Below are 25,309 nucleotides of genomic sequence, written 5' to 3'. Positions count from 1 at the left end.
CAGAGCCCCCGGTTACGGGAAGGGGCGGGACTGGGGCGCCCCCGCGAGGGCCCACGCACTCAGCGGAGGGACTCCACAGGAACCCCCGCCCGTTCGCGGGCGGCCCCGCCGACGGCGCCGTCGGCGGGCGCTTCGCACGCCGCAGGCGCACCACAGTCCATGACCCGCGGCAACCGCAGCGCAGCCAGCGCCCCGAGCAACAGCAACCCCGCGCTGACCAGCAGGGTCACATGCAGCCCGTGCACGAAGGAGTCCCGCGCGGCGGCCCGCAGGGCCTCGCCCTGGCCACCGCCGAGCCGGGCGGCCACTTCATAGGCCTCCCCCAGGGAATGGCTCGCCGCGGCGCTGTCCGCCGCCGGAACACCCCGCACGGAGGAGAGCCCGGGCGCATACGCCGCGTTCATGACGCTGCCGAGCAGCGCGATGCCGATGCCGGCGCCGAGCTGGTAAGAGGTCTCGCCGATCGCGGCGGCCCCGCCCGCCTGGGTCTGCGGGGCCTCGCTGAGCATGGACTCGTACGCCCCGAAGAGCGTGGTCTCCAGGCCGAAGCCGAGCAGCACGAAGCCGGTCAGCATCAGCGGAGCGTTGTCCTCGCCGCCCATGGCGGTGAGCGCGGTGACGGCGAGCGCGGTGAGGCCGAAGCCGGTGGCGACCATCGCGCGCGGCCCGAAGCGCTGGAGCATCCGGGATCCGGCGAGGCCCGCGGCCATCGCGGCGATGGTGAGCGGCAGCAGCCGAAGCCCGGTCTCCAGCGGGGACAGGCCGAGCACGAGCTGGAGGTACTGCGCGGCGATCAGCTCGAGGCCGACCAGCGCGAGCATCGCGAGCACGATGCACCCCACGGACGTACTGAACGCGGGCCGCGTGAACATGGCCAGGTCGACCAGCGGATACCGTCTGCGCCGCTGCCGGCGCACGAAGGCGATGAGCAGCCCGGCGCCCACCGCGAGCGCGAGGAGCGTGGTGGCGCCGAGCGGCGACTCCCCGCCGCCGAGCCGCTTCACGCCGAGCACGAGGCCGAACAGGCCGCCGGCGGCCATCAGCGCGCCGACCACGTCCCACGGCCCGTTGCGCGCGCCCGTCGACTCGGGCAGGAGCCAGCGCCCGACGGGCAGGCTGATCAGCATCAGCGGGATGTTGATGAGGAAGACCGAGCCCCACCAGAAGTGTTCGAGCAGGAAGCCGCCGAGCAGCGGCCCGCAGGCCGCGCCCACGGCGGCGACGGCGCTCCAGATGCCGATCGCGAGGGCGCGCTCGCGCCGGTCGGGGAAGACCTGGCGCAGGATCGAGAGCGTCGCGGGCATGATCATCGCGCCGCCGACGCCGAGCAGCGCGCGGGCCGCGATCAGGATGTGCGGGGTGTCGGCGAGCGCGGCGACGGCCGAGGCCACGCCAAACAGGCCGTACCCGAGGAGCAGCACGCGTCTGCGGCCGACGCGGTCGCCCAGGGTGCCGAACAGGATGAGCAGCGAGGCGCAGACCAGCGGGTAGATGTCGACGATCCACAGCAGCTCGATCGCGCCGGGCTTGAGGTCTTCGGTGACGGCGGGCACGGCGACGTGCAGGACGGTGGCGTCGACGGCGACGAGCAGCAGGCTGACGCAGAGGACGACGAGCACCACCCAGCGGTTCGCACCCGCGCCGGGGGTCCGACGGCCGGATGGAGCGGCGGCCGTGGTCGTCCCGGACATGTGCGTACCTCCCAGTGATTCCTCGCGAGTGCGGCGCCCAGCGGGAGCCGGCGGGACCCTGGGGATCCGGGGGGATCCGGTCGTCCGGCTGTGGCGGCTGTGAACGGCGAGTGGCCGTCAGCGTACGCGAGTCCGTCGCCGCCTCGCGTGGCGGACCTCTCATGGTTGCCCTGCGGGGGTGTGGCGTGCGCCACGTTCGCTCGTGCCGGTGAAGTTCGCGTGGGCACGACCAGTCGGGTGGACAGCCGATAATCGAGCCCGTGACGGATCTTGATCAGCGCCCCGCGACGGGGCACCGGGCCGGCGACGCGCTGCGCCGTGCGGCGCCCGCGCTCTTCGTGTACGCGGGGGTGCGCGCGCTGGGGCTCGCGGTGCTCGCCGTCTGGGGCGCCGCGGCGGGCAAGAGCCCGCACACCCTGCTCACCGCCCGCTGGGACTCGCTCTGGTACACCCGTGTCGCCGACTTCGGCTACGGCTGGGAGACGCGGCTGCCCGACGGCAGTGTGCACTCGAACCTGGCGTTCTTCCCGCTCCTGCCGTGGCTGGAGCGGGCCGTGTCGGCGATCAGCCCGCTGTCGTACGCGGACGCGGGCCTGGTGGTGAGCTGGGTCGCGTCGCTGTGCGCGGCGGGCGGGATCTTCGCGATCGCGGATCACTTGTACGGCAAGCGGGTCGGCGCCTGCGCGGTCGCGCTGTGGGCCGTGCTTCCGGTCGGTGTCGTGCAGTCGATGGCGTACAGCGAGTCGCTGTTCACGGCGCTCGCGGCCTGGTCGCTGTACGCGGTCCTGACCGGGCGCTGGGTGACGGCGGGACTGCTCGCCTCGCTGGCCGGTCTCACCCGGCCGGTGGGCGCGGCCGTGGTCGCCGCGGTGTGGGCGACGGCGGCCCTGGCGGCGTACCGCAGGAAGCGGGCGGGCGAGCGGCCGCTGGTAGTGCGGCGCGACGGGCGGATGCTGCTCGGGGTGCTGCTCGCGCCGCTGGGCGCGGCGGGCTACGTCCTGTGGGTCGGGCACCGGACGGGCGACGGCCTGTTCGGCTATCTCGACGTCCAGAAGCAGTGGGGCAACGGCTTCGACGGCGGCTACGCCTTCGCGACGTTCGTCGCCGAGAAGTTCACGTCGGTGCCGGGGGCGCTCGCGGGGCTCGGGCTGATCCTCGGGGTGGCCGGGGTGATCTGGCTGTACGTCGTGGGGGTGCGGCAGGGGCAGCCGCCGGCGCTGCTCGTCTACACCGGGATCGTCGTCGCGCTCGCGCTGTGCGCGTCCGGCTATTTCGGCTCCAAGCCGCGCCTGCTGATGCCCGCCTTCCCCCTCCTGCTGCCCCTCGCGGTGGCGCTGGCGCGGCTGCGGACGAGCAGGTCGGCGCTGGTCCTGGGGGGTGTGGCCGTGGTCGGCGCGGTGTACGGGGCATTCTGGCTGCACGGCTCCGGGCCGCCTTGATCTGGCCATGATCACCCCATCAAGATCATTTCCAGGGAGCGCACGGCGGGCCGACGGTGAGCACCGGGAGAATTCTGCACCAGGTCCCGGTGAACGAATTCATAAGCAGCCTAAAACCGCGTGCGTAAAGATCAACGCATTGGGTAAAGCAGGCATCATTGAATAGGGATTCCGGCCGGAATAAACCGGGGCCTGAGATCAATGCCACATCACATCGTCATCACAAAGCCTTCGATTCGACCTAGTGGGGCACTCACTCGCTGTAACGTCGATTGGGTGCGTACCGAACGAAACCTGACCCGTCTGGACCGGCTCTTCGCCCGGCTAGACCGTGAGCCGGAACGGCCGGCCCACCTCGACGTGCCGAGGATGAGCCCGCACCGGGTCGTTCTCTTCGGCGCGACGCTGGCCTTCTATCTGGCCATCGTGGTCGCCGTCGTGGCCACCTCGTGGCTCGTCCGGTTCGACTGGCAGGTCATGTTCTTCCGGCCCTACCAGCAGTGGCCCGAGATCCACGGCTTCCTCGACTACTGGGTGGTGCTCGGCCAGCGCGGCCCGACCGCCGTGATGGTCGCAGCCTGGCTGGGCTGGCGCTCCTGGCGGCAGCACACGCTGCGGCCGCTGCTCATGTTCGGCGCGGCCCTGCTGCTGCTCAACGCCACGGTGGGCGCCGCCAAGATCGGCATGGGCCGCCTCGGCCCGCACTACGCCACCGTGATCGGCTCGAACGAGATGTGGCAGGGCGGCGATATATTTCCTTCGGGCCACACCGCCAACGCCGTCGTGACCTGGGGAATCCTCGCCTATCTGGCCTCGACCCCGCGCACCCGCCGCTATCTGTCGGCGCTCTCCGCCGTGGTCTCGCTGAGCGTGGGCCTCACCACCGTCTATCTCGGTACGCACTGGCTGAGCGACGTCCTCCTCGGCTGGGCGGCGGGCCTGCTGATCCTGCTCGCGCTGCCCTGGGTCGAGCCGCTCCTCACCCGCGTCGAGGCCTGGATCCTCGGCATCCGGGACGCCTTGCGCAACCGCCGCACCGGCGCACCGGCCCCGCTGCCCGCCCCGGCCCTGGTCCCGCAGCGCGGCCCCAGCGGCCCCGGCGAGGAGCAGCCCGTGCGCGAGCCGGTCGCCACCGCCCGCCCCCGCACCCCGGCCTACCTCGCCCCGGGCCCGCACACCGCCCGCTGCGAGCGCACGCCGGTCACCCCGCAGGGCCCCCCGCCGCCCGCCGCACCCGGAGCGGGTGCGCGGCACGTCGGCCCGGCCGCTCGCCGGCGGCTGAGCCGCCCCCCCCCCCGACCGCGGGACCGGTACGCACAGACTGACTCCCGCACGACGAAGGCCCCGGACACCTCTCAGGTGCCGGGGCCTTCGCATGTCGCGTGGCCGCCCGGTTCTCGCGCGGGGCCGGTGGGGCCGATGGGGTCAGCCCTTCCAGCAGCGCTTCACCGTGCCGTCCGCGACCTCGAAGTTCAGCCGCCCCGCGAGGTACTCCATCGTGATGAACGTGCCCGGCGGCAGCGACCTGACAGTGGACCAGCCGCGCTCACGGGCCCGGCGCTCGGCGTCCTCGGCGGGGAGGCCGACGTAGGAGTCCGGGCTGTCCTGGGGCTCGGCGGCGGGTGTCGGTATGGGTGCCATGTCGGCCACGTTAGGCGGCCGGTGTCCGTCGGGGAAGCCCGGGAGCCGTGCACCATGCGTCACCGGTTCCCCTCCGGTCACGCTTGTGTCACAGGATCACGACGCTGGTTTCGCCCCGACTTCGTCACACGTACGAGCGGTTCGGCGCTTGCGGGGGATGAATTCAGAGAGAACTCCGGCGCACTCGGCACCCCCTTGAGCGTGCACCGGAAATCGAACTCGACACCGCTCTCAGGTTCCTGCCCGACCGCGCGCGAATACCCCCGGAAACCCTTTACCGATCCTCCGCATTTCCGATTACCGGGTGCTTCGCAGGATGTGACAGGTCATGGGGAATTCCCGGCTCCGGCCCGGCGGCCGGCACCGGGGCCACGCCACGCCGCCCCCGCACGCCCTCTGTCGGATCGGGGTCGGCGGCGAGCATCATGGCCTGTGCTTCGGGCAAGCCCAGGACGCGACCGCGAAGGGGCAGCGATGGGGACGCAGACGGCACCGGCGGCTGCGCGGCCGACACGAGAGCGGACGCCCGGCCGGATCATCGTCGACTGGCTGACCACGACCGACCACAAGAAGATCGGTCATCTGTATCTGATCACGTCGTTCGCGTTCTTCCTGATCGCCGGCCTCATGGCCCTGATGATGCGGGCCGAACTCGCCCGCCCGGGGCTGCAGCTGATGTCCAACGAAGAGTTCAACCAGATGTTCACCATGCACGGCACGATCATGCTGCTGCTCTTCGCGACGCCGACGTTCGCGGGCTTCGCCAACGAGATCATGCCGCTGCAGATCGGCTCGCCGGACGTGGCGTTCCCGCGCCTGAACATGCTCTCGTACTGGCTGTTCCTCTTCGGCGGCCTGATGGTGCTCGGCTCGCTGCTCGTGCCGGGCGGGCCCGCGGCCTTCGGCTGGTTCGCGTACGCGCCGCTCAACAGCCTGGAGCGGTCCCCCGGCATCGGCGCCGACCTGTGGATCATGGGGCTCGCGCTGGCCGGGTTCGGCACGATCCTCGGCGCGGTGAACTTCCTGACCACCATCATCGGCATGCGCGCGCCCGGGATGACGATGTTCCGGATGCCCATCTTCACCTGGAACGTCCTGTTCACGTCCATCCTGGTGCTGATGGCGTTCCCGGTGCTCGCCGCCGCCCTGCTCGTCCTGGAGGCCGACCGGCGCTTCCACTCGGTGGTCTTCGACGCGCAGTTCGGGGGTGCGCTGCTGTGGCAGCACCTCTTCTGGTTCTTCGGGCATCCGGAGGTCTACATCATCGCGCTGCCGTTCTTCGGCATCATCACGGAGATCATCCCGGTGTTCAGCCGGAAGCCGATCTTCGGCTACATCCCGCTGATCGGCGCGACGATGGCCATCACCGGTCTGTCGGTGGTCGTGTGGGCGCACCACATGTTCGCGACGGGCGCGGTGCTGCTGCCGTTCTTCTCCTTCATGTCGTTCCTGATCGCGGTGCCGACGGGGGTGAAGTTCTTCAACTGGACGGGGACGATGCTCAAGGGGTCCCTGTCGTTCGAGACGCCCATGCTGTGGTCGGTCGGCTTCCTGGTGTCGTTCCTGTTCGGCGGCCTGACGGGGGTGATCCTGGCCTCGCCGCCGCTGGACTTCCACGTCACCGACTCGTACTTCGTCGTGGCGCACTTCCACTACGTCGTGTTCGGCACCGTCGTGTTCGCGACCTTCGCGGGCTTCTACTTCTGGTGGCCGAAGCTCACCGGCAAGATGCTCGACGAACGGCTCGGGAAGATCCACTTCTGGACGCTGTTCGTGGGCTTCCACACGACGTTCCTCGTGCAGCACTGGCTGGGCGCGGAGGGCATGCCGCGGCGTTACTCGGACTATCTCGCGGCGGACGGCTTCACGGTGCTCAACACCATCTCGTCCATCGGCTCGTTCCTGCTCGGCCTGTCCACGCTGCCGTTCCTCTACAACCTCTGGAAGACGGCCAAGTACGGCGAGAAGGTCGAGGTCGACGACCCCTGGGGGTTCGGCCGCTCCCTGGAGTGGGCGACGTCCTGCCCGCCGCCGCGGCACAACTTCCTCACACTGCCCCGGATCCGCTCGGAGTCCCCGGCGTTCGATCTGCACCATCCGGAGTACGCGGCGCTGCGGGCGCCGGACGACCAGACCGCTCACCCCGGTCCAGGGCCCGGGTGAGCCGGTCCCGGACCGACCGCATCTGCTCGCTGAGCCCCTCGGGGTCGAGCACCTCGAACTCGAAGCCCAGAAACATCAGATGGAAGACCATGAACTCCGGGCTGCCCGCACCCGTGCGCAGCAGACAGGTGCTCTCGGTCTCGGCCTCCAGGGTGCCGTCCGACGGCGTCACCCGCTGGGCCGCCTCCGCCAGCGGCACATGGAGGCGGACGGTGGCCTGCTCCGCGTACGCGCGTGTGGAGACGCCGCGCGAGACGAACGCGGCCAGGTCCTCGGCGGGCGGCGTGCGGGGCGCGCAGCGCGGGCCGTGCGGGGGCCGGGGCGTGACGCGGTCCACGCGGAACGTACGCCAGTCGGCGCGGTCCAGGTCCCAGGCGACGAGGTACCAGCGGTGCTCGGTGCACACCAGGCGGTGCGGCTCCACGGTGCGGCGGCTCGTACTGCCGCCGTGGTCGCGGTAGTCGAAGCGCAGCCGCTCCGAGTCCCGGCAGACGGCGGCCAGTTCGGTCAGTACGGACGGGTCGACCTGTCGCCCGCGCCCGGTGTGCAGCATCGGCACGGTGAACGCGTTGAGCGTGCCGACGCGGCGACGCAGCCGACCTGGCAGCACCTGTTCGAGCTTGCCGAGGGCGCGCACCGAGCTCTCCCCGATGCCTTCGATGCCCTGCCCGGCCGCGGTCCTGAGGCCCACCGCGACGGCGACCGCCTCATCGTCGTCCAGGAGCAGCGGGGGCAGCTCGGCGCCCGCCCCGAGCTGGTAGCCGCCGCCCGTGCCGGGGCTGGCGTTGACGGGGTAGCCCAGCTCGCGGAGCCGGTCCACGTCGCGCCGCACGGTGCGCGGCGTGACGCCGAGCCGCTCGGCGAGGTCGGCACCGGACCACTCCCGGTGGGCCTGCAACAACGAGAGCAACTTGAGCAGCCGCGCGGAGGTCTCCAACATGTCGGCGATTCTCCCTCGCCTTGCGGCCAGCCACGGTCCGCAATGGCGAGCGCTGCGCGCTCGCTTCCCCACCCGCCCGCCCTTCAAAAGGGCGGGCGGGTGGGGAAAAGCCCGTCCGGCGTTTGAGGACGAGGCCCGGAGGGCCGACAAGGGGGGAGAGGGGGCGCAGCCCCCATAGGAAGCCCCCGGCCCCGGGGCCTACGCCGTGACCCGGACCGACAGGTCGTTGTCGTTGGTGTAGTACGGCGCCACCTCGACGGAGCCGACCCGCGTCACCGGATAGGTGAAGATCGGCTTCTTGTCGGCGACGTCGTCGAGGAGCCGGGCGAGCCGAATCCGCGGCCCACCTTCCCCGGCGGGCCGCAGCCACAGGTCCCAGGGGCCCACGCCGCCGGCGAGCCCGGAGTAGGCGAGGTCGAAGCGGAACTCGGGGGACGCCGTGGACGCCCCCGGTGCCGCGGCCGTCACCGCCGCGCGCAGAGCCCGGCCGGGTTCGGCGCGCAGGACGGCCTCCACGTACGCGGCGCCGGTCAGGGCGGTGCCGTACACCCGCCCGTGCCCGCTGAGCCCCGCGTCCTCGATGGACAGCTCACCGACCTCCGCGTGCGGCGCCCGCAGCCAGCTCCGCACCGACAGGTTGCCCTGCTTGGTGGCGTACGGAATGCGCACCGCGACATGCCCGCGGCTGCCGCTCGGCGCCCGGTCGACCAGCGACCGCAGGTCGTTCACGCCGGGCACGAGGCGGCGCGGCTCACCGCTCTCGACCTGGGCGTACGCGTTCCAGCGGCCCTCGGGCAGCTCGACGCTGCTGGGCAGCGCGGCGCGCAGCCGGCCGTCGGCGGCCGGGGTCAGCGGCAGCCGTACCTCGACGGCCGGGTCGGAGTCCCGCAGCCGAAGCAGCAGATGCGCGGCGCCCGCCTCGCCGGGGTCGGTGACGTCGAAGGTCAGCCCGCCCGCGGAGTCCGCGATGCAGTCGGCACGCGGCGCGGGCGCCTCCGCCCCGCCGGCCGCGGCCTCCTGCGAGCCGTCCAGCGTGCCCCGTGTGAACACGGCCGTCATGCCAAGCGCCCCTTCGTCGGTACGGTCCGTCGGGCGTCCCGGACGGCGTACGCGCCGCCGAGCAGGGCCCCCCTCGCGCGGTGCATCGAGCCGCGCACCCGGCCGCTCAGCGAACCGCCCCGCGTGAGCATGCCGTTGAACATGTCCTCGTAGCGCTCGGCGATCCGGGTGGGGTCGAAGCGCTCGGAGTCCTCGAGCGCGGCGCCCGCCATGCGCTGCCGCAGCGCGTCGTCATTGATGAGTTCGAGCAGTCCGCCCGCGATCGCGTCGGCGTTGCCGACCTCGACGAGGCGGCCGTCGACGCCGTTGGCGATGATCTCGCCGGGCCCGTGCGGGCAGTCCGTGGCGACCACGGGCAGCCCGCAGCGCATCGCCTCCACGATCGTCATGCCGAACGATTCGAGACTGGAGGTGACGGCCGCGATGGAGCCCTTGGCCCACTCCGGCTCGATGGGGTGCGCGGGGCCCATGAGGAACACGTGGTTGTACAGGCCGAGATCGTCGATCAGCTTGCGCAGCTTGTCCTTCTGCTTGCCGCCGCCGTAGATCCGCAGCCGCCAGTCGGGCCGCTCCCGCCGCACCTTGTCGAAGGCGCGGATCAGCAGGTCGTACCGCTTGACGGGGGCGAGCCGGCCGGCCGCGACGACCCACTTGTGGGAGCCGTCGGCGGGCTCGATGCCGGGCGCGGGCACCGGGTTCGGCACCGCCTGCACATGCACGCCGGGCAGCCGCATCCGCCGGCGGTAGTCCTCCGCGTCGGCCTCGGTCGTCGTGGTCAGGACGTCCAGGCGCGGGTACACGCTGCGCAGTTGCAGGCGCAGTTCCTTGGTGTGGCTGTCGAGCGTGAGGTGCTCCTGGCCGACGCGCAGCACGCCGCGCCGGGCCTGGCGGGCGATGTGCACGTTCAGGCCGGGACGGGTGCCGATGACGACGTCGGACCTCAGGGCGGAGAGATGGGCCTCGATGCGCTCGTCGGTCAGGGCGCTGTACTGGCCGTAGCGCCCCTCGGCGCTGGGGAAGACCTTGGCGGGGGTGCGGTAGGCCTCGCTCTCGCCCTCGTATCCCGGGCTGTCCTTGCGTATGTCGACGAGGTGGCTCAGCCTGATCCGCGCGTCGGGGGTGAAGACCGGCTCGTCGCGGTGGCGCAGCACCGACACGATCTCGACGTCATGGTGCTCGGCGAGCGTGTTCGCCAAGTTGTACGTCGTCCGGATCGTCCCTCCGATCCCGTACGCGTTGTGAATCAGGAAAGAGATATGCATACGTCCCCGTATTCCGCGCTTCCCTGCGGACAGTCCGTCTCGTCCGCCTACCGAGGGGTTAGACGGGAATCCAGGGCCAAGGGTTGGGTCGAAAATCCGTCTTGTTCTGAAACGGATGCCTGATCGAGAGGCGGAACGAGGAACTCCGTGACTGGTACATAGATCAGGGCTGGTAGGAGAGCTGTGGTACGTCGAAACAGGTGCGGTTCATGTCGCCCTGTGTGACCCAGCCCTCATCGTCCTTCCAGCGGGCCACGGACACGCAGGTCTCGCGCTTCTTCGGTGGCTCGGACCGCCGTTCGTACGTCACGGGCAGCAGCAGACCGTCCGCGTCGTAGGGTTCGCCGCGGCTCATGAAGCGGTCGACGCAGGCCCGCGTGGCATCGCCCGCGGACGCCAGGCAGGACTTCGCCGCGTCCGTGAACCACATCGCGGCGGCCCAGCCCTCCAGTTGCCACTGGGAGTGCGTCTCCTCCCCCTTCGTGGCGTCGCGGAACGCGCGCACCGCCGGGTGGCCGGTGTCCTCGTAGTTGCGGCTCGCGCCGGTGGCCCACAGGGCGTTGCGGCAGCGCGGCGCGTCCTTGTAGTCCTCGGCGACCGTGGACGACCAGTTCTGGACATTGGTGACCTTCGCGGTGACCTCCGCGCCGACGTCGTCCATCGCCTTGCAGAGCTGCGCGTTGCCGTGGGTGTCCATCGCGTCGAAGACCAGGTCGGCGCCCCGGTCCTTGAGGTCGGCGGCGACGGCCCGGAAGTTGGGCAGCGAGAAGTCCACCTGCTCGGTGACCACCTTGTAGCCCTCGGCCTGAAGGCCGCGCTTCACCAGGCGGGCGTACGCGGCCGACGCGGCCTGGTTGTAGGAGACGACGGCGGCGGTGCGGGCGCCCTGTTCGCGCTTGAAGTAGCGGTAGACCTCCGTGCCGCCGACCAGCTTGCCGTCCCAGCCCGGTTTGCCGGTGCGCGGGGCGAGGCTGCCGTAGATGCCGTACAGGTGCGGATAGGTGTCGTAGGCGGAGCCGACGGGCTGGCCGCCGATGTCGGGCACGCCCGCCTTCGAGACGCGCGAGGCGCCCGCGTAGTCCAGGACGGTGGTGGCGACGAGGGCGACGACCTTCTTCTCGTCGAGCAGCTTGTGCACGCACTCGTTGTTGCCGACGCCGCTGCCGCCGTCGTCGCAGGTGTGCACCTCGACCTGGCGGCCGCCGACGCCGCCGCGGTCGTTGAGCCGCTCGAAGTAGGCCTTGGCGCCGTCGCGCGGGCCGGTGAAGGCGGAGCCGCCGACCGGGCTGGTGGCGCTGGCGATGATGCCGACCCTCAGGGGCGGCCCCTGCTGGGTGCCGCGCGGCGCGGGCGGCCGCTCCTCGAAGTCGCTCTCCGGCAGGCGGCTGCCGCAGGCCGGGGCGGCAAGGAGCGCCGCGATCGCGAGGACGGCGAGCGCCGGGCGCCGGGCCCGGCCGCCCGGGACCTCAGCAGCCCGGGCCGGGCGACGCATTGCCGCTCAGCTTCACCAGCGCGCACAGCGTCTTGACGGACACCTTCCAGGTGTCGTCCTGGTTCACGGCCGTACCGCTGGCGGTGGGCAGCGCGGTCTGGCCCTTCAGCGTCAGCGCGTACGTCACCTCGGCCTCGGTCGCCGAGGTGAACTCGACCTTGCCGACCTTCGCGCCGACCTGCTTGCCGCGCTCGTCCCCGCTGAAGCTCTGCAGCACCTCGCGCATCTTCGGGCCGTTCTCCAGGACGGCCTCCTTGTCCCGCAAGGAGGTGGCCGGGTCGAAGAACTTCTCGAAGTTCCGCCGCACCTCCTTCTCGGCGGCCGCGGGGTCGGCGGGCTCGTCGGCGCCGCCGGGCGCCTCGCTCTCGGACGCGGTGTCCGCCGGTTGCTTCTCCGTCGTCTCCACGGAGGGCTTCGGCGGCGCGCTGTCGTCACCCCCGCTGTCGTCTCCGCAGGCCACGGCGGCCGGGGCGATCAGCAGGACGGCGGCTGCCGCCAGGGCCGTGCTCCGCACCCTCCCCCGCCGAAGATCGCTCCCCCGCCTGGGGCTGGTCCAGAGAACCATCTGGCTCACCACCGGGTGTCGGTCCGGGCGAAGAGCGCCCGGTGCTTTCAGGGTCAGCTTCCAGAAGGCATAGTGCAAGCCATTGGCTGACATGAACAGACCTGTCAGTAACAGACCTGTCTGACTTACGACGTCTCCCAGGGGGCCTCGATGCGGGCGGCACGGACGGCTCAGCGATCTCCCACGGCGTCTTCGGCCGCCTCACGCGCGGCCAGGCTGCGGGCGGTGCATCCGATGCTGTGGGCGGCGTTCGCGGCTCTCGCGACGGGGGCGGTGCTCTGTGTGATCGGCTGGTACGGCATCTCCGGCGAGCGCTTCGCCGAGCGCCAGCTGCCCTACATCGCCTCGTGCACCGTGCCGGGTGCCGCGCTGATCGTGGCGGGCGCGGTGCTCCTCGCGCACGGCCGCGGGGCGCTCGCGGCGGCGCGGGTGGAGGAGCTGTACGGGCTGCTGGTGGCCGTCGAGGGCCAGGATCCAGCGGCGGTGCGCGCCGAGCGGGCCGCGGCGCCGGTCGCGAGCAGCGGAGAGTTCCTCATGGTCCCCGGCGGCACGCTGTGGCACCGCGCGGACTGTCCGCTGGTGTCCGGCAAGCCCGAGGCGGTGCCCGCCGACGCGAGCATGCTGCGGGACGGGGATCTGGACCCGTGTCCGATCTGCCTGCCGGGGGATCCCGGTCGACCGCCGCGGGGCCCTGTGTCCGCTGAGTCCCCTGAGTCCCCTGAGTCTCCTGAACCCCCGCAGCCCCCGAACTCCCCGAACTCCCCGCAGGACTGACCCGGTGGCCTCCCTGAGCTACGACCTCACGCTGGCCGGGCTCTCCGTCGGCAGCGCCGCCGCCCTCACCGGAATCGGCCTGATCGTCACCTACCGCGCGACGGGCGTCCTCAACTTCGCGCACGGCGCCATCGCGATGCTGTGTGCCTATCTGCTGCGGCAGTTCACCGTCGAGTGGGACTGGCCGCTCTGGCTCGCCGCGGCGGTCACCCTCCTCGTCGTGGCGCCCGCGATCGGCCTGGTCCTCGAACGCGCCGTCTTCCGGCCGCTCGCCGTGCTCGGCGGCGACCCGGCCCAGACGCTGGTCGCGTCGATCGGGGTGTTCGTGCTCCTGGTCGGCGGGGCGGCGCTGCTGTGGGGGCAGGGCGCCCGCGCCGATGTGCCGACGCTCGTGTCGGCGGACCCCTGGGGGCAGTTGGCGGCCGCCGTGGTGCTCGCGTTCGCCGTGTGGGCCGTCACGCGCTTCACCCGCTTCGGCGGTGAACTGCGCGCGGTGGTCGACGACCGCCGCCTCGCGGTGCTCGCCGGGATCGACGCGGACCGGGTGGCGGCGGCGGGCTGGGCGTTCGGCTCGTTCACGGCGGGACTGACCGGCGTGCTGCTCGCTCCGTACGTACGTCTCGATCCGTACGGCATGCCGCTGCTCGTCATGGAGGTGGTGGCCGTCGCCGTGGCCGCCCGGATGCGGAATCTGCCGGTGGCCGTCGTCGTGGCGCTCGGCGTCGGCGTGGCCCAGAGCCAGCTCACCCGGCTGCACCCCGCGGGCTGGCGCGAGCCGCTGCTCCAGGCCGTCGGCGCGAACCTGTTCGTGGTGGCGCTGCTGATCGCGGCGCTCGTGCTTCCGGGCATCGGCAAGGGGGACGCGCTGCCGCGCACCGCGACGGCCCGCGTGCCGACGCCGCCGGGGGCGTGGATAGTGGCCGTCGTCCTCTTCCTCCTCCCTCTCGGCCTCGCCGGTTCGGACCTCACCACGTCCGTCCAGGTGCCCGCGCTCGGCGTCATCCTCCTCTCCCTGGTGGTGGTCACCGGCCGGGGCGGGCAGATCTCCCTCGGCCAGGCCGCGTACGCGGGCCTCGGCGCTCTGTTCACGGCGCTGCTCACGAACGGACGCTTCCCGGGCCTGCCCGAACTGCCCGCGCTGCCCGCCCTCGCCGTGGCCGTGCTGCTCGTCGCCCCGCTCGGGCTGCTCACCGGCTGGCCCGCGATCAGCAGGCACGGCCTGGCGCTCGCCCTCGCGACCTTCGCCGTCGGGGTCGGCGTCAGCCGCTTCGTGTTCGCGCAGCCGTACGCCACGTCGGGCCTCTCCCTCGGCCGGCCCGCGGGCTTCGGCGGGGACCGCGCGTACTACCTGCTCGAACTGGTCCTGCTCGGCGGCGCCCTGCTGCTCGTGGCCGCGCTGCGGCGGGGGCGTACGGGGCGTGCGCTCGCCGCGATGCGGGATCACGAGGCGGGGGCCGCGGCGGCCGGGGTGCCCGTGCGCACGCTGAAGCTCGCCGCATTCGTCATCGGGGCGGCGCTGGCCGCGCTCGGGGGCGGCATGCTCGGCATGGGGCTGCGCGCCTTCGACCCCGGGGCGTACGACCCCGTGCGGGGGCTGCTGTGGTTCGCGGCCGTCGTCGTCCTCGGAGCCGACAGCCTGCTCGGCGCGCTGCTCGCGGGGGCGTTGCTTGTCGGCCTCGACGCGGGTACGCGAGGCGGGGTCGCGGCGGCGGTCATCGGCATCCTCGCCATCCTGATCGGCCGCTTCCCGGGCGGCCCCTACGAGGCACTGCGCGCAGCGACACACCACCTTCGAAGGCACCCACGACTCACCCCTGCCGGGGTACGGGCCCGGACGGCTCTGGCCGGCGCCGACCTGACGGGCACCGTCGGCCGGGGGCTGCTCTTGGGGCGGGTGCCGCCCTGCGGCACGACTGCCCACAGCGGCGGGGGCGGGGACGCCGGCGGCGGGGGCGGCAGCGGCGGCGCCACCAACGGAGGCAGCGGCGGTGGCAGCCGCAGCGATGACGTTGGCGGCCACGGCAGCAGTGGTGACACCGGCGGCGGTCACGGCGGCAGCGGCGGCAACGGCCGTGATAACGGTGACGGTCGCGGCAGCAGCGCCGGTGATGACGGCCCTGGTAGTGGCGGCAGCGGTCGCGGCGACGGCGGCTGCCGCGGCGGCAGTGGCGTCGACGACGGTGACGGTCGCGTCGGCGATGACGGCGGCGGTGGCGCTGGCAGCGGCAGCGGGCAGCGCGGAGGCCGGGAGGCAGGTACCGAACCCGCTCCCGCTGTAGGCAGTCGTGCCGCAGAGCGGCTCCCGCCCCAAGAGCAGCCCCCGGCCGACGGCACCGGCACGACCGGCGCAAGCAGTGGCGGTGGCGACAGCAAGCAGCGCGAGGGCCCGGAGGCAGGGAACGAACCCGCCCCCGCTGTGGGCAACCGTGCCGCAGAGCGACTCCCGCCCCAAGAACAGCCCCCGGCCGACAGCACCGGCGCAAGCGGCGGCGACAGCAGCCATCCCGACGACAGCGGGCAGCGAGAGGGCCCGGAGGCAGGGAACGGACGACCCGCTCCCGCTGTGGGCAGTCGTGCCGCAGGGCGGCTCCCGCCCCAAGAGCAGCCCCCGGCCGACGGCACCGGCACGACCGGCGTGAGCGGTGGCGGGAGCAGGCAGCGACAGGGCCCGGAGGCCGGGGCGGAGGAGCCCGTGCTTGAGGCCCGCGGCCTGTGGCTCTCGTACGGCGGGTTCACCGCCCTGCGGGACGTGTCCCTCGTGGTGCCCCCCGGCCGCATCACCGCCGTGGTCGGGCCCAACGGGGCAGGAAAGAGCAGCCTGTTCCACTGTCTGGCCGGGACGGTGCGGCCGGACCGGGGGCGGGTCACGTTCGCGGGGCGGGACATCACGCGGCTTCCGGCGCACGCCCGCACCCGGGTGGGCGTGGCCCGCACGTTCCAGGAACTCGCCGTGTTCCCGACACTGACCGTCGCCGAGAACGTACGAGTGGGCGCGGAACAGGGCCGGGTGCGCGACCCGGCGGCCCTGGACCGGGCGCTGCGCCTGTTCGAGCTCACCCCCGTGCGCGACCACCCCGCCGCGGACCTGCCCACCGGTACCCTGCGACGGGTCGAGCTGGCCCGCGCGCTGGCGGGCGACCCGCACGTCCTGCTCCTGGACGAGCCCGCGGCGGGCCTGGACACCGCCGAAGTGGCCGCCCTCGCCCGGATCCTGCACGCGCTCGCGGCGGACGGCACGGCCCTGCTGGTGGTGGAGCACGACCTGGACCTGGTGGCGGGCCTCGCCGACTCGGTGTACGTGATGACGGCGGGCCGCGTCGTCGCCTCGGGCCCGGCCGACCAGGTCCTGGAGGGCCCGCACACCGAAGGCCCGCACACCGAAGGCGGCGGCACCCGATGAGCCCCCTGGAGCTACGGGCGGCCCGCGTCCGCTACGGCCCCCTGGAAGCCCTGCACGGCGTGACCCTCGCCGCACCCTCCCCCGGCCTGACGGTCCTGCTCGGCCGCAACGGCTCCGGCCGCACCACCGTGCTGCGCGCCCTGGCCGGCACCGTCCCGCTGTCCGGGGGCGCCGTCGTCTGGGACGGCACCGACGTCACCCGGCTGCCCGCACACGAACGCGCCCGCCGCGGACTGTGCTTCGTGCCGGACCGAAGGGCCGTCTTCGGCACGCTCACCGTCCGCGAGAACCTGGAACTGGCGCACGCCAAGGGCGACTTCGCCCCCGCCCTGGACGCGTACCCCGAACTGCGCCCGCTGCTCGGCCGCCGCGCGGGCACACTGTCGGGCGGCGAGCAGCGCATGCTGGCGCTCTCCCGCGCCCTGCTGGCACGCGCGCGCGTGGTCCTGGTCGACGAGCCCGCCCAGGGCATGTCCCCGACGGTGGCGTCCCGTACGTACGACCTCCTGACGGGCCTGAACGCGTGCGTGGTCGTCGCCGAACAGCGGCTGCCGCCCGGACTGCGCGAGCGCGGGGGCCGGGCGGAGGTGGTGTACGAACTGCGCCGCGGCGAGGTCGCCTTCGCCGGGGAGGCGGCGGAGCTGCCGCCGGGAGGTCACACCGCCTCACCGGGGTAAGAGGGTGTCACTCCGCGGGGACCACCAGCACCGTGCCGGGCGTGAGCCGGTCGGGAAGCGGGCCGACCGTCTTCCGGTTGGCCTGGTAGAGGGCCTGCCAGCCGCCCTTGAGCTGGTGGCGGCGGGCGATCGAGCTGAGGGTCTCGCCGCGCTGGACGACGTGCGTGATCCGCACCGGCAGCAGCGCGTCGCCGTCGAGGTCCGCGTCCTTGACCTTCTTGGAGCAGCCGGGCCAGGCCTTCCAGCCCTGCTTGCGCAGCACCTTCTGGGCCACCAGGATCTGCTCCTCACGGGTGGCGAGGTCCGCGCGCGGGGCGTAGGCGAGCCCGCCGAACTCCACCCAGGTGGGCTGGTGGAACTGCAGCCCGCCGTAGAAGTTGTTCCCAGTGTTGCTGTCCCAGCGGCCGCTGCTCTCGCACTGGGCCAGACAGGCCCAGGGCCCTTCGGCGCGGGAGCAGTCGTACGTATACCTGGTCATCTCCGCACCCGGCAGCGGCGGCGGGCGCTCCGCCGCCGCGGCGGCCGACGGCGCCAGGAGCGAGAAGGCCGCCGCGGCGAGCAGAGCCCCGGACCGAGGACGAAGACGCGTACACGACTTCGGACGCGTCGGCCGCGTCGAATCCATCGGCCGCGTCGGGCGCATCGGCTGCGTCGAATGCTTCGGGTGCGTCGAATGCATCGGGCCACGCTAGGCACCACCCCGGCAGGCCAGAGCCTGCCGCGCCGCCGCCGAGGCGGCCCCACCCGGTCGGACGACGGGGCGGGGCCACCACGACGGGACCGTCAGAGCACGAGCCGCTGCCCGGGCACGATCACGTCCGGGTCACCGCCGATGACAGCCCGGTTGGCCGCGAAGATCTGCTGCCAGCTGGTGCCGTGCACCGCCGCGATGCGGCTGAGCGTGTCACCGGACCGGACGGTGTAGCCGCCCGAACCCGTCTCCCCGCGCGTGCCCCGGTCACTCCGGGCGGGCACGCGGTACTGCGGAGCGGGCTGCTCCGGAGCCGCCTTCGGGGCGGCCTGCCGGGGCGCCGCCTGCTTCGGGGCGGCGGGCCGCTCTGGAGCGGCCGCGCCGGGAGCGGTGCCCTGCGCGCCTGCCCGTGCCGAGCAGGACGGCCAGGCACCCCATCCCTGGGCGCGCTGCACCTTCGCCGCGACGGCGATCTGCTGTGCCTTGGACGCCTGGTCGGCGGTCGGCGCATAGGCCGTGCCGCCGTACGCCCGCCAGGTCCCGGCGGAGAACTGCAGTCCTCCGTAGTAGCCGTTCCCTGTGTTGATCTGCCAGTTCCCGCCGCTCTCGCAGCGGGCGATCCGGTCCCACACTCCGCTGTCCGCGGCGGCCTGGCCGCTCGCGGCGAGCAGTGCAAGCGGCGCGAGGATCGCGGCCGAACCGAGCACTGCAGCCCTGCGAATGTACTGGGGACGAACGGACATGAATTTCCCTCTCCACGAACCCGGGCTCCCCCTGACTCCGCGGGCCCCACGCGCTTCCGACGCCGGGGTCCCGCCGAGCCCCGCCCGCCGAACAGCAGCGGACGTACCCGAGCGGTGCTCGCTGCACACGGCGGTGGAATCTATGAGCCCGCTCGCCCCGATATCAACCAGGTCCTTGTCATTCCAGGCCAGTTGACTGTTACCTGGGGTATCGTCGAGTTTCGGACACCCACTTAATTCCCCGATTTCCGCATTTACGAGCCCATCACCCAATTGATCTGTGACTCACTTCACCGGTCCAACTTCCTTGCAGTGGGCACCAGTTGGCGCGGAGTGACAGATTCCGCCCTACAACTCACGCTCTGCTTCGGATAGTTCAATTCCGTTCGCCCGCGTGCGTGACTTGCGCCACTGATCGCCCGTTGTCTCCTTTATGAGCCGGGCACCACCCGGACACCCCACGCATCGATTCCGAGGAGCCACCCGTGCCGCGCATGCTCGACCTCAGCGACGAGGTACGCGCCGAGATCGGCGATGAAGAAGCGGACCGCCTGCTCGCCGGGGAGAACGCCCCGGGCGCCTACGACTGCACCTCCTGTCGCACCCCGGGCGACTCGGAGCGCGAGCGCACCAGCACGGTCCTGTTCGTCGGCGACGAGACCGCCGTGCTCGCCTTCGCCCATGCCGCCTGCCTGCCGTCCCAGATCGTCGAGGTCGCCGAGGAGCAGCTCCAGGGCGCCGTCCGCGCGATCACCGGCTCCGCCGACGAGGGCGCCCCGGGCCCCGGCGGCTCCCGGAGCGCGCCCGAGCAGGCCGTGCTCGGCGTCACCAGCGGCCTCGTCCTCATCGAGGGCGAGCTGCGGCCCGCGCTGGTCGTCGAACCGACCGGACCGATCGCCCGCCCCGGTGCCGCGCCCGGCGGCGGCGACGAATTCCTGCCGCTCCTGATCGAGCAGGGCTTCCTGCCCGTGACGTCCCTGGACGGCGTGCCGCCGACGGTGCACGGCTGGTCGGTGCTGCTCGCCATGGGCCAGCTGCACGCCATCCTGCAGCCCGGCACCGGCGGCGGCCCGCAGGTCGCCTGGTGGCAGGCGCACCAGCCGCTCCAGGTCACCGAGGGCTGGCGGGCCGCGGCCAACAAGACGCAGTCGGTGCTCCTGTTCGCGGCCCCCGCGGGCGCCATCGGCCGCCAGCCCCGCGAGGACCTGCTGCGCGACGCCCTGGACCGGGCCGCCGCGCGCGGCCAACTGGTCGCCTGCGGCATGCCGTTGGCCGGCACGTGAGCGCCGTCCGCGCCGCCGGGTGCGCGACCGGCATCCGGCGGCGCGGACGGCAGCCCGGCAGCCACGGACGACAGCCCGGCGGCCACGGACGGCGGCCCGGCCGCAATGGACGGCAGCCCGGCAGCGGTGCCGCCTACCAGGCGAATGCGGCGATTTTCCCGCATCCGTCCGGCTTCGGTGTCGTTGGCCCAGACGTGCACGCATATGACGCCTCACCCCACCGGCCGTACCAGAGCCCCATCCCGTCCATGCGCACCGCGCAGGACGCCTCGGGCGCCCCCTCGGCCACGCCGATCTACGACGCGCTGTATTCGGAGTATCTGAGGGCGTTCCGCGCCCTGCCCGGCGACCGGAGCGGCGAGGAGGACCTGCGGTTCGACGCCTTCGGCAGCAGGTCGCACGGCGGGCAGCACGGCACCGGACAGCACGACGCGCGACACGACCCCCGCCACCCGCCCCGGCACGACGCGCACCACGAGCCGCACCACGACCCGCGGCACAACGCCTTCCACATCGCCCGCTACGGCCAGCCGGCCCAGGCCGACCACACCGGCTACGGCCGGCTCTTCCCGGCCGCGCTCCCGCCGGGCCCGCGCCGCGAGCGCTGACCGCGGGCACCGCGGCGCTCCCCCATATGCCGATGCCCGGCCTTCCCCGTGGAAGGCCGGGCATCGTCACGTTCGCACACGCGGGGCCGATCCGCCCCGGAGCCGTCGCTACTTCTTCTTCTGGTTCTTCTGGCCGCGCTTCTCGCGCACCCGCACCGAGATGTGGATCGGGGTGCCCTCGAAGCCGAACTCCTCGCGGAGCCTGCGCTCCACGAAGCGGCGGTAGCCGTGCTCGATGAAGCCCGAGGCGAACAGCACGAACCGCGGCGGCTTCGTGCCCGCCTGCGTGCCGAAGAGGATGCGCGGCTGCTTGCCGCCGCGGACCGGGTGCGGATGCGCGGCGACCAGCTCGCCGAGGAAGGCGTTCAGGCGGCCCGTCGGCACGCGCGTCTCCCAGCCCGCCAGGGCCGTCTCGATCGCCGGAACCAGCTTCTCCATGTGCCGGCCCGTGCGCGCCGAGACATTCACCCGCGGCGCCCAGGCGACCTGCGCGAGCTCCGTCTCGATCTCACGCTCCAGGTAGTAGCGGCGCTCCTCGTCGAGGGTGTCCCACTTGTTGTACGCGAGGACGACGGCGCGGCCCGCCTCCACCGCCATCGTGACGATGCGCTGGTCCTGCACGCTGATCGACTCGCTGGCGTCGATCAGGATGACCGCGACCTCCGCCTTCTCGACGGCGGCGGCGGTGCGCAGCGAGGCGTAGTAGTCGGCGCCCTGCTGCAGGTGGACGCGCTTGCGGATGCCCGCCGTGTCGACGAACTTCCAGGTGACGCCGCCGAGTTCGATCAGCTCGTCGACCGGGTCGCGGGTCGTGCCCGCCAGTTCGTTGACGACGACGCGCTCTTCGTTCGCCACCTTGTTGAGCAGGGACGACTTGCCGACGTTCGGGCGGCCGATGAGGGCGATGCGGCGCGGGCCGCCGATGGCCGTGCCGAAGGTCTGCGCGGGCGCCTCGGGCAGCGCCTCCAGGACGGCGTCCAGCATGTCGCCGGTGCCGCGGCCGTGCAGCGCGGAGACCGGGTGCGGCTCGCCGAGGCCGAGGGACCACAGCGTCGCCGCGTCCGCCTCGGCGGAGGGGCCGTCGACCTTGTTGGCGCACAGCACGACGGGCTTGCCCGCCTTGCGCAGGAGCCGGACGACGGCCTCGTCGGTGTCCGTCGCGCCGACCGTGGCGTCCACCACGAACACGACGGCGTCCGCCGCCTCGATCGCGTACTCCGCCTGGGCGGCCACGGACGCGTCGATGCCGAGGACGTCCTGCTCCCAGCCGCCGGTGTCGACGACCTTGAAGCGGCGGCCCGCCCACTCGGCCTCATAGGTGACGCGGTCGCGGGTGACGCCCGGTTTGTCCTCGACGACGGCCTCGCGGCGGCCGATGACGCGGTTCACGAGCGTCGACTTGCCGACATTGGGGCGGCCGACGACGGCGAGCACCGGCAGCGGGCCGTGCCCGGCCGCCTCGATGGCGCCTTCGACGTCCTCGATGTCGAAGCCCTCTACGGCGGCGAGCTCCATGAACTCCGCGTACTCGGCATCGCCAAGCGCACCGTGGTCGTGCTCGGCGTGCTCGGCCGAGCCCTCGCCCTCGGGCTGGATGTGGTCGTTCATGAAGTCCGTACCTCGTCGTTCATCGTGGTGATCGGTGGCCCGCCCCACGGGGGGCCACTACTGCTGCATTCTCCCGGGGGATAACCCCCGGACCCCCAGCCGGACAAGCAGGTCGGCCAGGGTGACCGGAACGGACGCCGCGCGGTGCGCCTGAGTAGAAGTGTTACTCAGCGCCCGGTCAGGCGCCTGGCGTTTTCCAGGTGGGCGGTGAGCCGCTCCTGGATGCGCACGGTGGCCTCGTCGAGCGCCTTGCGCGTACGCCGCCCGCTTCCGTCGCCCGCCTCGAAGGGGTCTCCGAAGACGACGTCCACGCGGCTGCGCAGCGGCGGCAGCTGCCGTATCAGCCGGCCGTTCCGCTCCGTGCTGCCCAGTACGGCCACGGGGACGATCGGCGCCCCGGAGCGCACCGCGAAGTACGCGAGGCCCGCACGCAGCGACGCGAAGTCGCCGTCGCCCCGGGTGCCCTCCGGGAAGATCCCGAGGACGCCGCCCTCGCGCAGCACGGCCAGCGCGTCCGTGATCGCCGTGCGGTCGGCCGTCGAGCGGTCGACCTGGAGCTGGCCGATGCCCCGCAGGAACGGGCCGAGCGGCCCGACGAATGCTTCCTTCTTGATCAGGAAGTGCGTCGGCCGGGGCGCCACACCCATGACCATGGGGCCGTCGACGTTGTGCGAGTGGTTCACGGCGAGGATCACCGGGCCGGCCGCGGGGACCCGCCAGGCGCCCAGGACGCGCGGCTTCCACAGGCCGTACATGAGGCCCACCCCGATGCGGCGGCCGACGTCGGCGCCACGCTCGGAGGGAGCTCCGCGCTCGGCCGAATCCGCGCGCGCGGAGGCCGCCCCGCGCTCACCGGGAACCTGGCTCACTTTCCGGCCCGCTTCTCCTCGACGAGCGTGACGACGCACTCGATGACCTGCTGCAGCGTGAGCTCGGTGGTGTCCACCTCGACCGCGTCGCCGGCCTTGGCCAGCGGGGAGGTCTTGCGGCTGGAGTCGGCGGCGTCCCGCTTGATGAGGGCCTCGCGGGTGGTGGCGACGTCGACGCCCTTCAGCTCGCCGGAGCGGCGGGCGGCGCGGGCCTCCGGGGACGCCGTCAGGAAGATCTTGAGGTCGGCGTCGGGCAGCACCGTGGTGCCGATGTCACGGCCCTCGACGACGATGCCGTCCTGCGCGCCGCGCGCGATGGAGCGCTGCAGCTCGGTGATCCGGGCGCGCACCTCGGGGACCGCGCTGACCGCGCTCACTTTGGACGTGACCTCGGCCGTGCGGATCGGGGCCGCGACGTCCGTGCCGTCCACGGTGATCGTCGGGGCGGACGGGTCCGTGCCCGAGACGATCTCCGGCTTGCCCGCCGCGGCGGCGATCGCGGAGGGGTCCGTGAGGTCGATGCCGTTGTGCACCATCCACCACGTGATCGCCCGGTACTGGGCGCCGGTGTCCAGGTAGCTCAGGCCGAGCTGGGCCGCGACGGCCTTGGACGTGCTGGACTTCCCCGTGCCGGACGGCCCGTCGATGGCGACGATCACGGGAGCCGGGCCTGCGGCGGCGGTGTTTTCCACGGATTCCACGGGGAGCGGACACCTTTCTCGGTGCGGGGGACGGGGTGGGCGCCGTTTCGGCGCCTCGCACAAGGTTACTGGCTCCCGGCGTTCCCTCTTGCGGCCCCTCGGCGGGGCCCTTCCCAGCCCCGCTCACCGCGGCGGGGAGCACCCGCTCACCGCCGCGGGGACCGCCCGCTCACTGCCGCAGGGACCACCCGCGGTCCCGCAGCGCCGCCGCGAGCACGGGCGCGGCCTGCGGCTCGACCATGAGCTGGACGAGGCCCGCCTGCTGGCCGGTGGCGTGCTCGATGCGGACGTCCTCGACGTTGACCCCGGCGTGCTCCGCGTCGGCGAAGATGCGGGCGAGCTGGCCGGGCTGGTCGCTGATGAGCACGGCCACGATCTCGTACGCGGTGGGCCCGGTGCCGTGCTTGCCGGGCACCCGGGCCTGCCCGGCGTTGCCCCGCCGCAGCACGCCCTCGACGCCCGCGGCCCCGTCAAGCCGCTTGGCCTCGTCGGCGGACTGCAGGCCGCGCAGCGCGGTGACCGCCTCGTCCAGGTCGGCGGCGACCTCCGCGAGCAGGTCGGCCACCGGGCCGGGGTTCGCGGAGAGGATGTCGATCCACATCCGCGGGTCGGACGCCGCGATGCGGGTCACGTCACGGATGCCCTGGCCACAGAGCCGTACCGCCGTCTCCTCGGCGTTCTCCAGGCGGGCCGCGACCATGCTGGAGACGAGGTGCGGCATGTGCGAGACGAGCGCGACCGCCCGGTCGTGGGCGTCGGCGTCCATGACGACGGGCACCGCCCGGCACAGCGCGACCAGTTCGAGCGCGAGGTTGAGGACCTCGGTGTCGGTGTCCCGCGTCGGGGTGAGCACCCAGGGCCGCCCCTCGAAGAGGTCCGCCGAGGCCGCGAGCGGTCCGCTCCGCTCGCGGCCGGACATCGGGTGCGTACCGATGTACGCCGTGAGGTCGAGCCCGAGGGACTCGAGCTCGCGCCGCGGCCCGCCCTTGACGCTGGCCACGTCGAGGTAGCCGCGCGCGACCCCGCGCCGCATCGCGTCGGCGAGCGTGGCGGCGACGTGCGCCGGCGGCACCGCGACCACGCACAGGTCGACGGGCCCGCCCGGCGCCTCGCTCGTGCCCGCCCCGAGCGCGGCCGCGGTGCGCGCCTGCTCCTGGTCGTGGTCGGCGAGGTGGACGGTGACGCCGCGGCGCGCGAGGGCCTGCGCGGCCGAGGTGCCGATCAGGCCGGTGCCGATGACGAGGGCGGTTCTCACTGGGCGATGTCCTTGCGAAGGGCGGCGGCCGCGCCGAGGTAGACGTGGGAGATCTCGGACCGGGCGCGGTCCGACTCGATGTGGGCGAGCAGCCGCACGACACGCGGCATGGCGCCCTCGATGTCCAGCTCCTGCGCGCAGATCAGCGGTACGTCGGCGAGGCCGAGGCCGCGCGCGGCGGCGGCCGGGAAGTCGCTGTGCAGGTCGGGGGTCGCCGTGAACCAGATGGAGATCAGGTCGTCGGCGGTGAGCCCGTTGCGTTCGAGGACGGTCGTGAGCAGCTCACGGACCTGCTCGCTCATGTGGTCGGCCGTGTCCCGCTCCAGTTGGACGGCGCCCCGCACCGCTCGTACCGCCACCGTGCTGCTCCTCGCTCGTGTGCGCTTGCCGTGCTGGTCGCGCTCTCGTGGTCTGTCGTGCCGTACGGCAAGGGTAGTCAGCGCCTCCG

Annotated in this window: 21 protein-coding genes and 1 pseudogene; 8 read left to right on the top strand and 14 right to left on the bottom strand. The window is 73.0% G+C overall.

Annotated features, from left to right (window positions below; translation table 11 throughout):
* Positions 1–59 precede the first annotated feature (59 nt).
* Positions 60–1,691 (bottom strand): MFS transporter, encoded by a 1,632-nt coding sequence (locus AC0KTA_RS30505; RefSeq protein ID WP_481051418.1) that lies wholly within the window; start codon positions 1,689–1,691, stop codon positions 60–62.
* A 260-nt stretch (positions 1,692–1,951) separates the two neighbouring features.
* On the opposite strand from AC0KTA_RS30505, the gene AC0KTA_RS30500 reads away from it, so the two are divergent.
* A complete protein-coding gene (locus tag AC0KTA_RS30500) occupies positions 1,952–3,130 on the top strand; it encodes a glycosyltransferase family 39 protein (protein ID WP_481051417.1) in 1,179 nt (392 codons plus the stop codon).
* Positions 3,131–3,331: 201 nt separating this feature from the next.
* Positions 3,332–4,039 (top strand): annotated as a pseudogene (locus AC0KTA_RS30495) (phosphatase PAP2 family protein); the annotation flags it as partial.
* A 516-nt stretch (positions 4,040–4,555) separates the two neighbouring features.
* Here AC0KTA_RS30495 and AC0KTA_RS30490 read toward each other — a convergent pair.
* A complete protein-coding gene (locus AC0KTA_RS30490; protein ID WP_481056623.1) occupies positions 4,556–4,771 on the bottom strand; it encodes an I78 family peptidase inhibitor in 216 nt (71 codons plus the stop codon).
* Positions 4,772–5,245: 474 nt separating this feature from the next.
* On the opposite strand from AC0KTA_RS30490, the gene ctaD reads away from it, so the two are divergent.
* On the top strand, positions 5,246–6,934 hold the full coding sequence (gene ctaD / locus AC0KTA_RS30485; RefSeq protein WP_481056622.1) for an aa3-type cytochrome oxidase subunit I: 1,689 nt from the start codon (positions 5,246–5,248) through the stop codon (positions 6,932–6,934).
* On the opposite strand, the gene AC0KTA_RS30480 is transcribed toward ctaD, so the two are convergent.
* From AC0KTA_RS30480 to AC0KTA_RS30460, 5 genes are all read right to left on the bottom strand, one after another.
* Complete coding sequence (locus tag AC0KTA_RS30480; protein ID WP_481051416.1) at positions 6,819–7,874, bottom strand: helix-turn-helix transcriptional regulator; 1,056 nt, start codon at positions 7,872–7,874, stop codon at positions 6,819–6,821. The two genes, ctaD and AC0KTA_RS30480, sit on opposite strands and share 116 nt — an antisense overlap.
* A gap of 198 nt (positions 7,875–8,072) precedes the next feature.
* A complete protein-coding gene (locus AC0KTA_RS30475) occupies positions 8,073–8,933 on the bottom strand; it encodes a hypothetical protein (protein WP_481051415.1) in 861 nt (286 codons plus the stop codon).
* The gene (locus AC0KTA_RS30470) at positions 8,930–10,195 is read right to left on the bottom strand and encodes a glycosyltransferase family 4 protein (RefSeq protein ID WP_481051414.1); all 1,266 of its coding nucleotides are present in this window, start codon (positions 10,193–10,195) and stop codon (positions 8,930–8,932) included. Before AC0KTA_RS30470 ends, AC0KTA_RS30475 begins: the two co-directional genes overlap by 4 nt.
* A gap of 163 nt (positions 10,196–10,358) precedes the next feature.
* Positions 10,359–11,687 carry an ABC transporter substrate-binding protein gene (locus AC0KTA_RS30465; RefSeq protein WP_481051413.1) on the bottom strand — a complete coding sequence of 443 codons (1,329 nt, stop codon included), beginning with the start codon at positions 11,685–11,687 and terminating at the stop codon, positions 10,359–10,361.
* The gene (locus AC0KTA_RS30460; protein WP_481051412.1) at positions 11,662–12,252 is read right to left on the bottom strand and encodes an MTB12 C-terminal domain-containing protein; all 591 of its coding nucleotides are present in this window, start codon (positions 12,250–12,252) and stop codon (positions 11,662–11,664) included. The genes AC0KTA_RS30465 and AC0KTA_RS30460 overlap by 26 nt, the downstream gene beginning before the upstream one ends.
* Before the next feature lie 150 nt (positions 12,253–12,402).
* Here AC0KTA_RS30460 and AC0KTA_RS30455 point away from each other — a divergent pair, with 150 nt between their 5' ends.
* From AC0KTA_RS30455 to AC0KTA_RS30445, 3 genes are read left to right on the top strand one after another with little or no spacing between them, the layout of a single operon-like run.
* A complete protein-coding gene (locus AC0KTA_RS30455; RefSeq protein ID WP_481051411.1) occupies positions 12,403–13,026 on the top strand; it encodes a hypothetical protein in 624 nt (207 codons plus the stop codon).
* Positions 13,027–13,030: 4 nt separating this feature from the next.
* Positions 13,031–16,426: an ABC transporter permease subunit gene (locus tag AC0KTA_RS30450; RefSeq protein WP_481051410.1), complete on the top strand. Its 3,396-nt coding sequence runs from the start codon at positions 13,031–13,033 to the stop codon at positions 16,424–16,426.
* Positions 16,423–17,103 carry an ABC transporter ATP-binding protein gene (locus AC0KTA_RS30445; RefSeq protein ID WP_481051409.1) on the top strand — a complete coding sequence of 227 codons (681 nt, stop codon included), beginning with the start codon at positions 16,423–16,425 and terminating at the stop codon, positions 17,101–17,103. The genes AC0KTA_RS30450 and AC0KTA_RS30445 overlap by 4 nt, the downstream gene beginning before the upstream one ends.
* 7 nt (positions 17,104–17,110) lie before the next feature.
* Here the strand turns inward: AC0KTA_RS30445 and AC0KTA_RS30440 are convergent, their stop codons facing one another.
* A complete protein-coding gene (locus AC0KTA_RS30440) occupies positions 17,111–17,581 on the bottom strand; it encodes a transglycosylase family protein (RefSeq protein WP_481051408.1) in 471 nt (156 codons plus the stop codon).
* Between the two features lie 305 nt (positions 17,582–17,886).
* Positions 17,887–18,537, bottom strand: coding sequence for a LysM peptidoglycan-binding domain-containing protein (locus tag AC0KTA_RS30435; RefSeq protein WP_481051407.1), 651 nt, complete (start codon positions 18,535–18,537; stop codon positions 17,887–17,889).
* Positions 18,538–19,022: 485 nt separating this feature from the next.
* Here AC0KTA_RS30435 and AC0KTA_RS30430 point away from each other — a divergent pair, with 485 nt between their 5' ends.
* On the top strand, positions 19,023–19,820 hold the full coding sequence (locus AC0KTA_RS30430) for a hypothetical protein (RefSeq protein WP_481051406.1): 798 nt from the start codon (positions 19,023–19,025) through the stop codon (positions 19,818–19,820).
* Positions 19,821–20,068: 248 nt separating this feature from the next.
* The gene (locus AC0KTA_RS30425; RefSeq protein ID WP_481051405.1) at positions 20,069–20,428 is read left to right on the top strand and encodes a hypothetical protein; all 360 of its coding nucleotides are present in this window, start codon (positions 20,069–20,071) and stop codon (positions 20,426–20,428) included.
* A 108-nt stretch (positions 20,429–20,536) separates the two neighbouring features.
* Here the strand turns inward: AC0KTA_RS30425 and der are convergent, their stop codons facing one another.
* The 5 genes from der to aroH form a co-directional block, all read right to left on the bottom strand.
* Entirely contained in the window at positions 20,537–22,036 is a 1,500-nt protein-coding gene (der, locus tag AC0KTA_RS30420; RefSeq protein ID WP_481051404.1) for a ribosome biogenesis GTPase Der, read from the bottom strand.
* 167 nt (positions 22,037–22,203) lie between these two features.
* Positions 22,204–22,944 carry a lysophospholipid acyltransferase family protein gene (locus AC0KTA_RS30415; RefSeq protein WP_481051403.1) on the bottom strand — a complete coding sequence of 247 codons (741 nt, stop codon included), beginning with the start codon at positions 22,942–22,944 and terminating at the stop codon, positions 22,204–22,206.
* Positions 22,902–23,564 (bottom strand): (d)CMP kinase, encoded by a 663-nt coding sequence (cmk, locus tag AC0KTA_RS30410; protein WP_481056621.1) that lies wholly within the window; start codon positions 23,562–23,564, stop codon positions 22,902–22,904. Before cmk ends, AC0KTA_RS30415 begins: the two co-directional genes overlap by 43 nt.
* 211 nt (positions 23,565–23,775) lie before the next feature.
* Positions 23,776–24,861: a prephenate dehydrogenase gene (locus AC0KTA_RS30405; RefSeq protein WP_481051402.1), complete on the bottom strand. Its 1,086-nt coding sequence runs from the start codon at positions 24,859–24,861 to the stop codon at positions 23,776–23,778.
* Positions 24,858–25,220 carry a chorismate mutase gene (gene aroH / locus AC0KTA_RS30400; RefSeq protein ID WP_481051401.1) on the bottom strand — a complete coding sequence of 121 codons (363 nt, stop codon included), beginning with the start codon at positions 25,218–25,220 and terminating at the stop codon, positions 24,858–24,860. The genes AC0KTA_RS30405 and aroH overlap by 4 nt, the downstream gene beginning before the upstream one ends.
* Positions 25,221–25,309 lie beyond the last annotated feature (89 nt).

Source organism: Streptomyces sp. Y309 (assembly GCF_056712025.1).
Note: the sequence above shows the minus strand (reverse complement) of the source record. Positions and strands in the feature narration are given on the sequence as shown.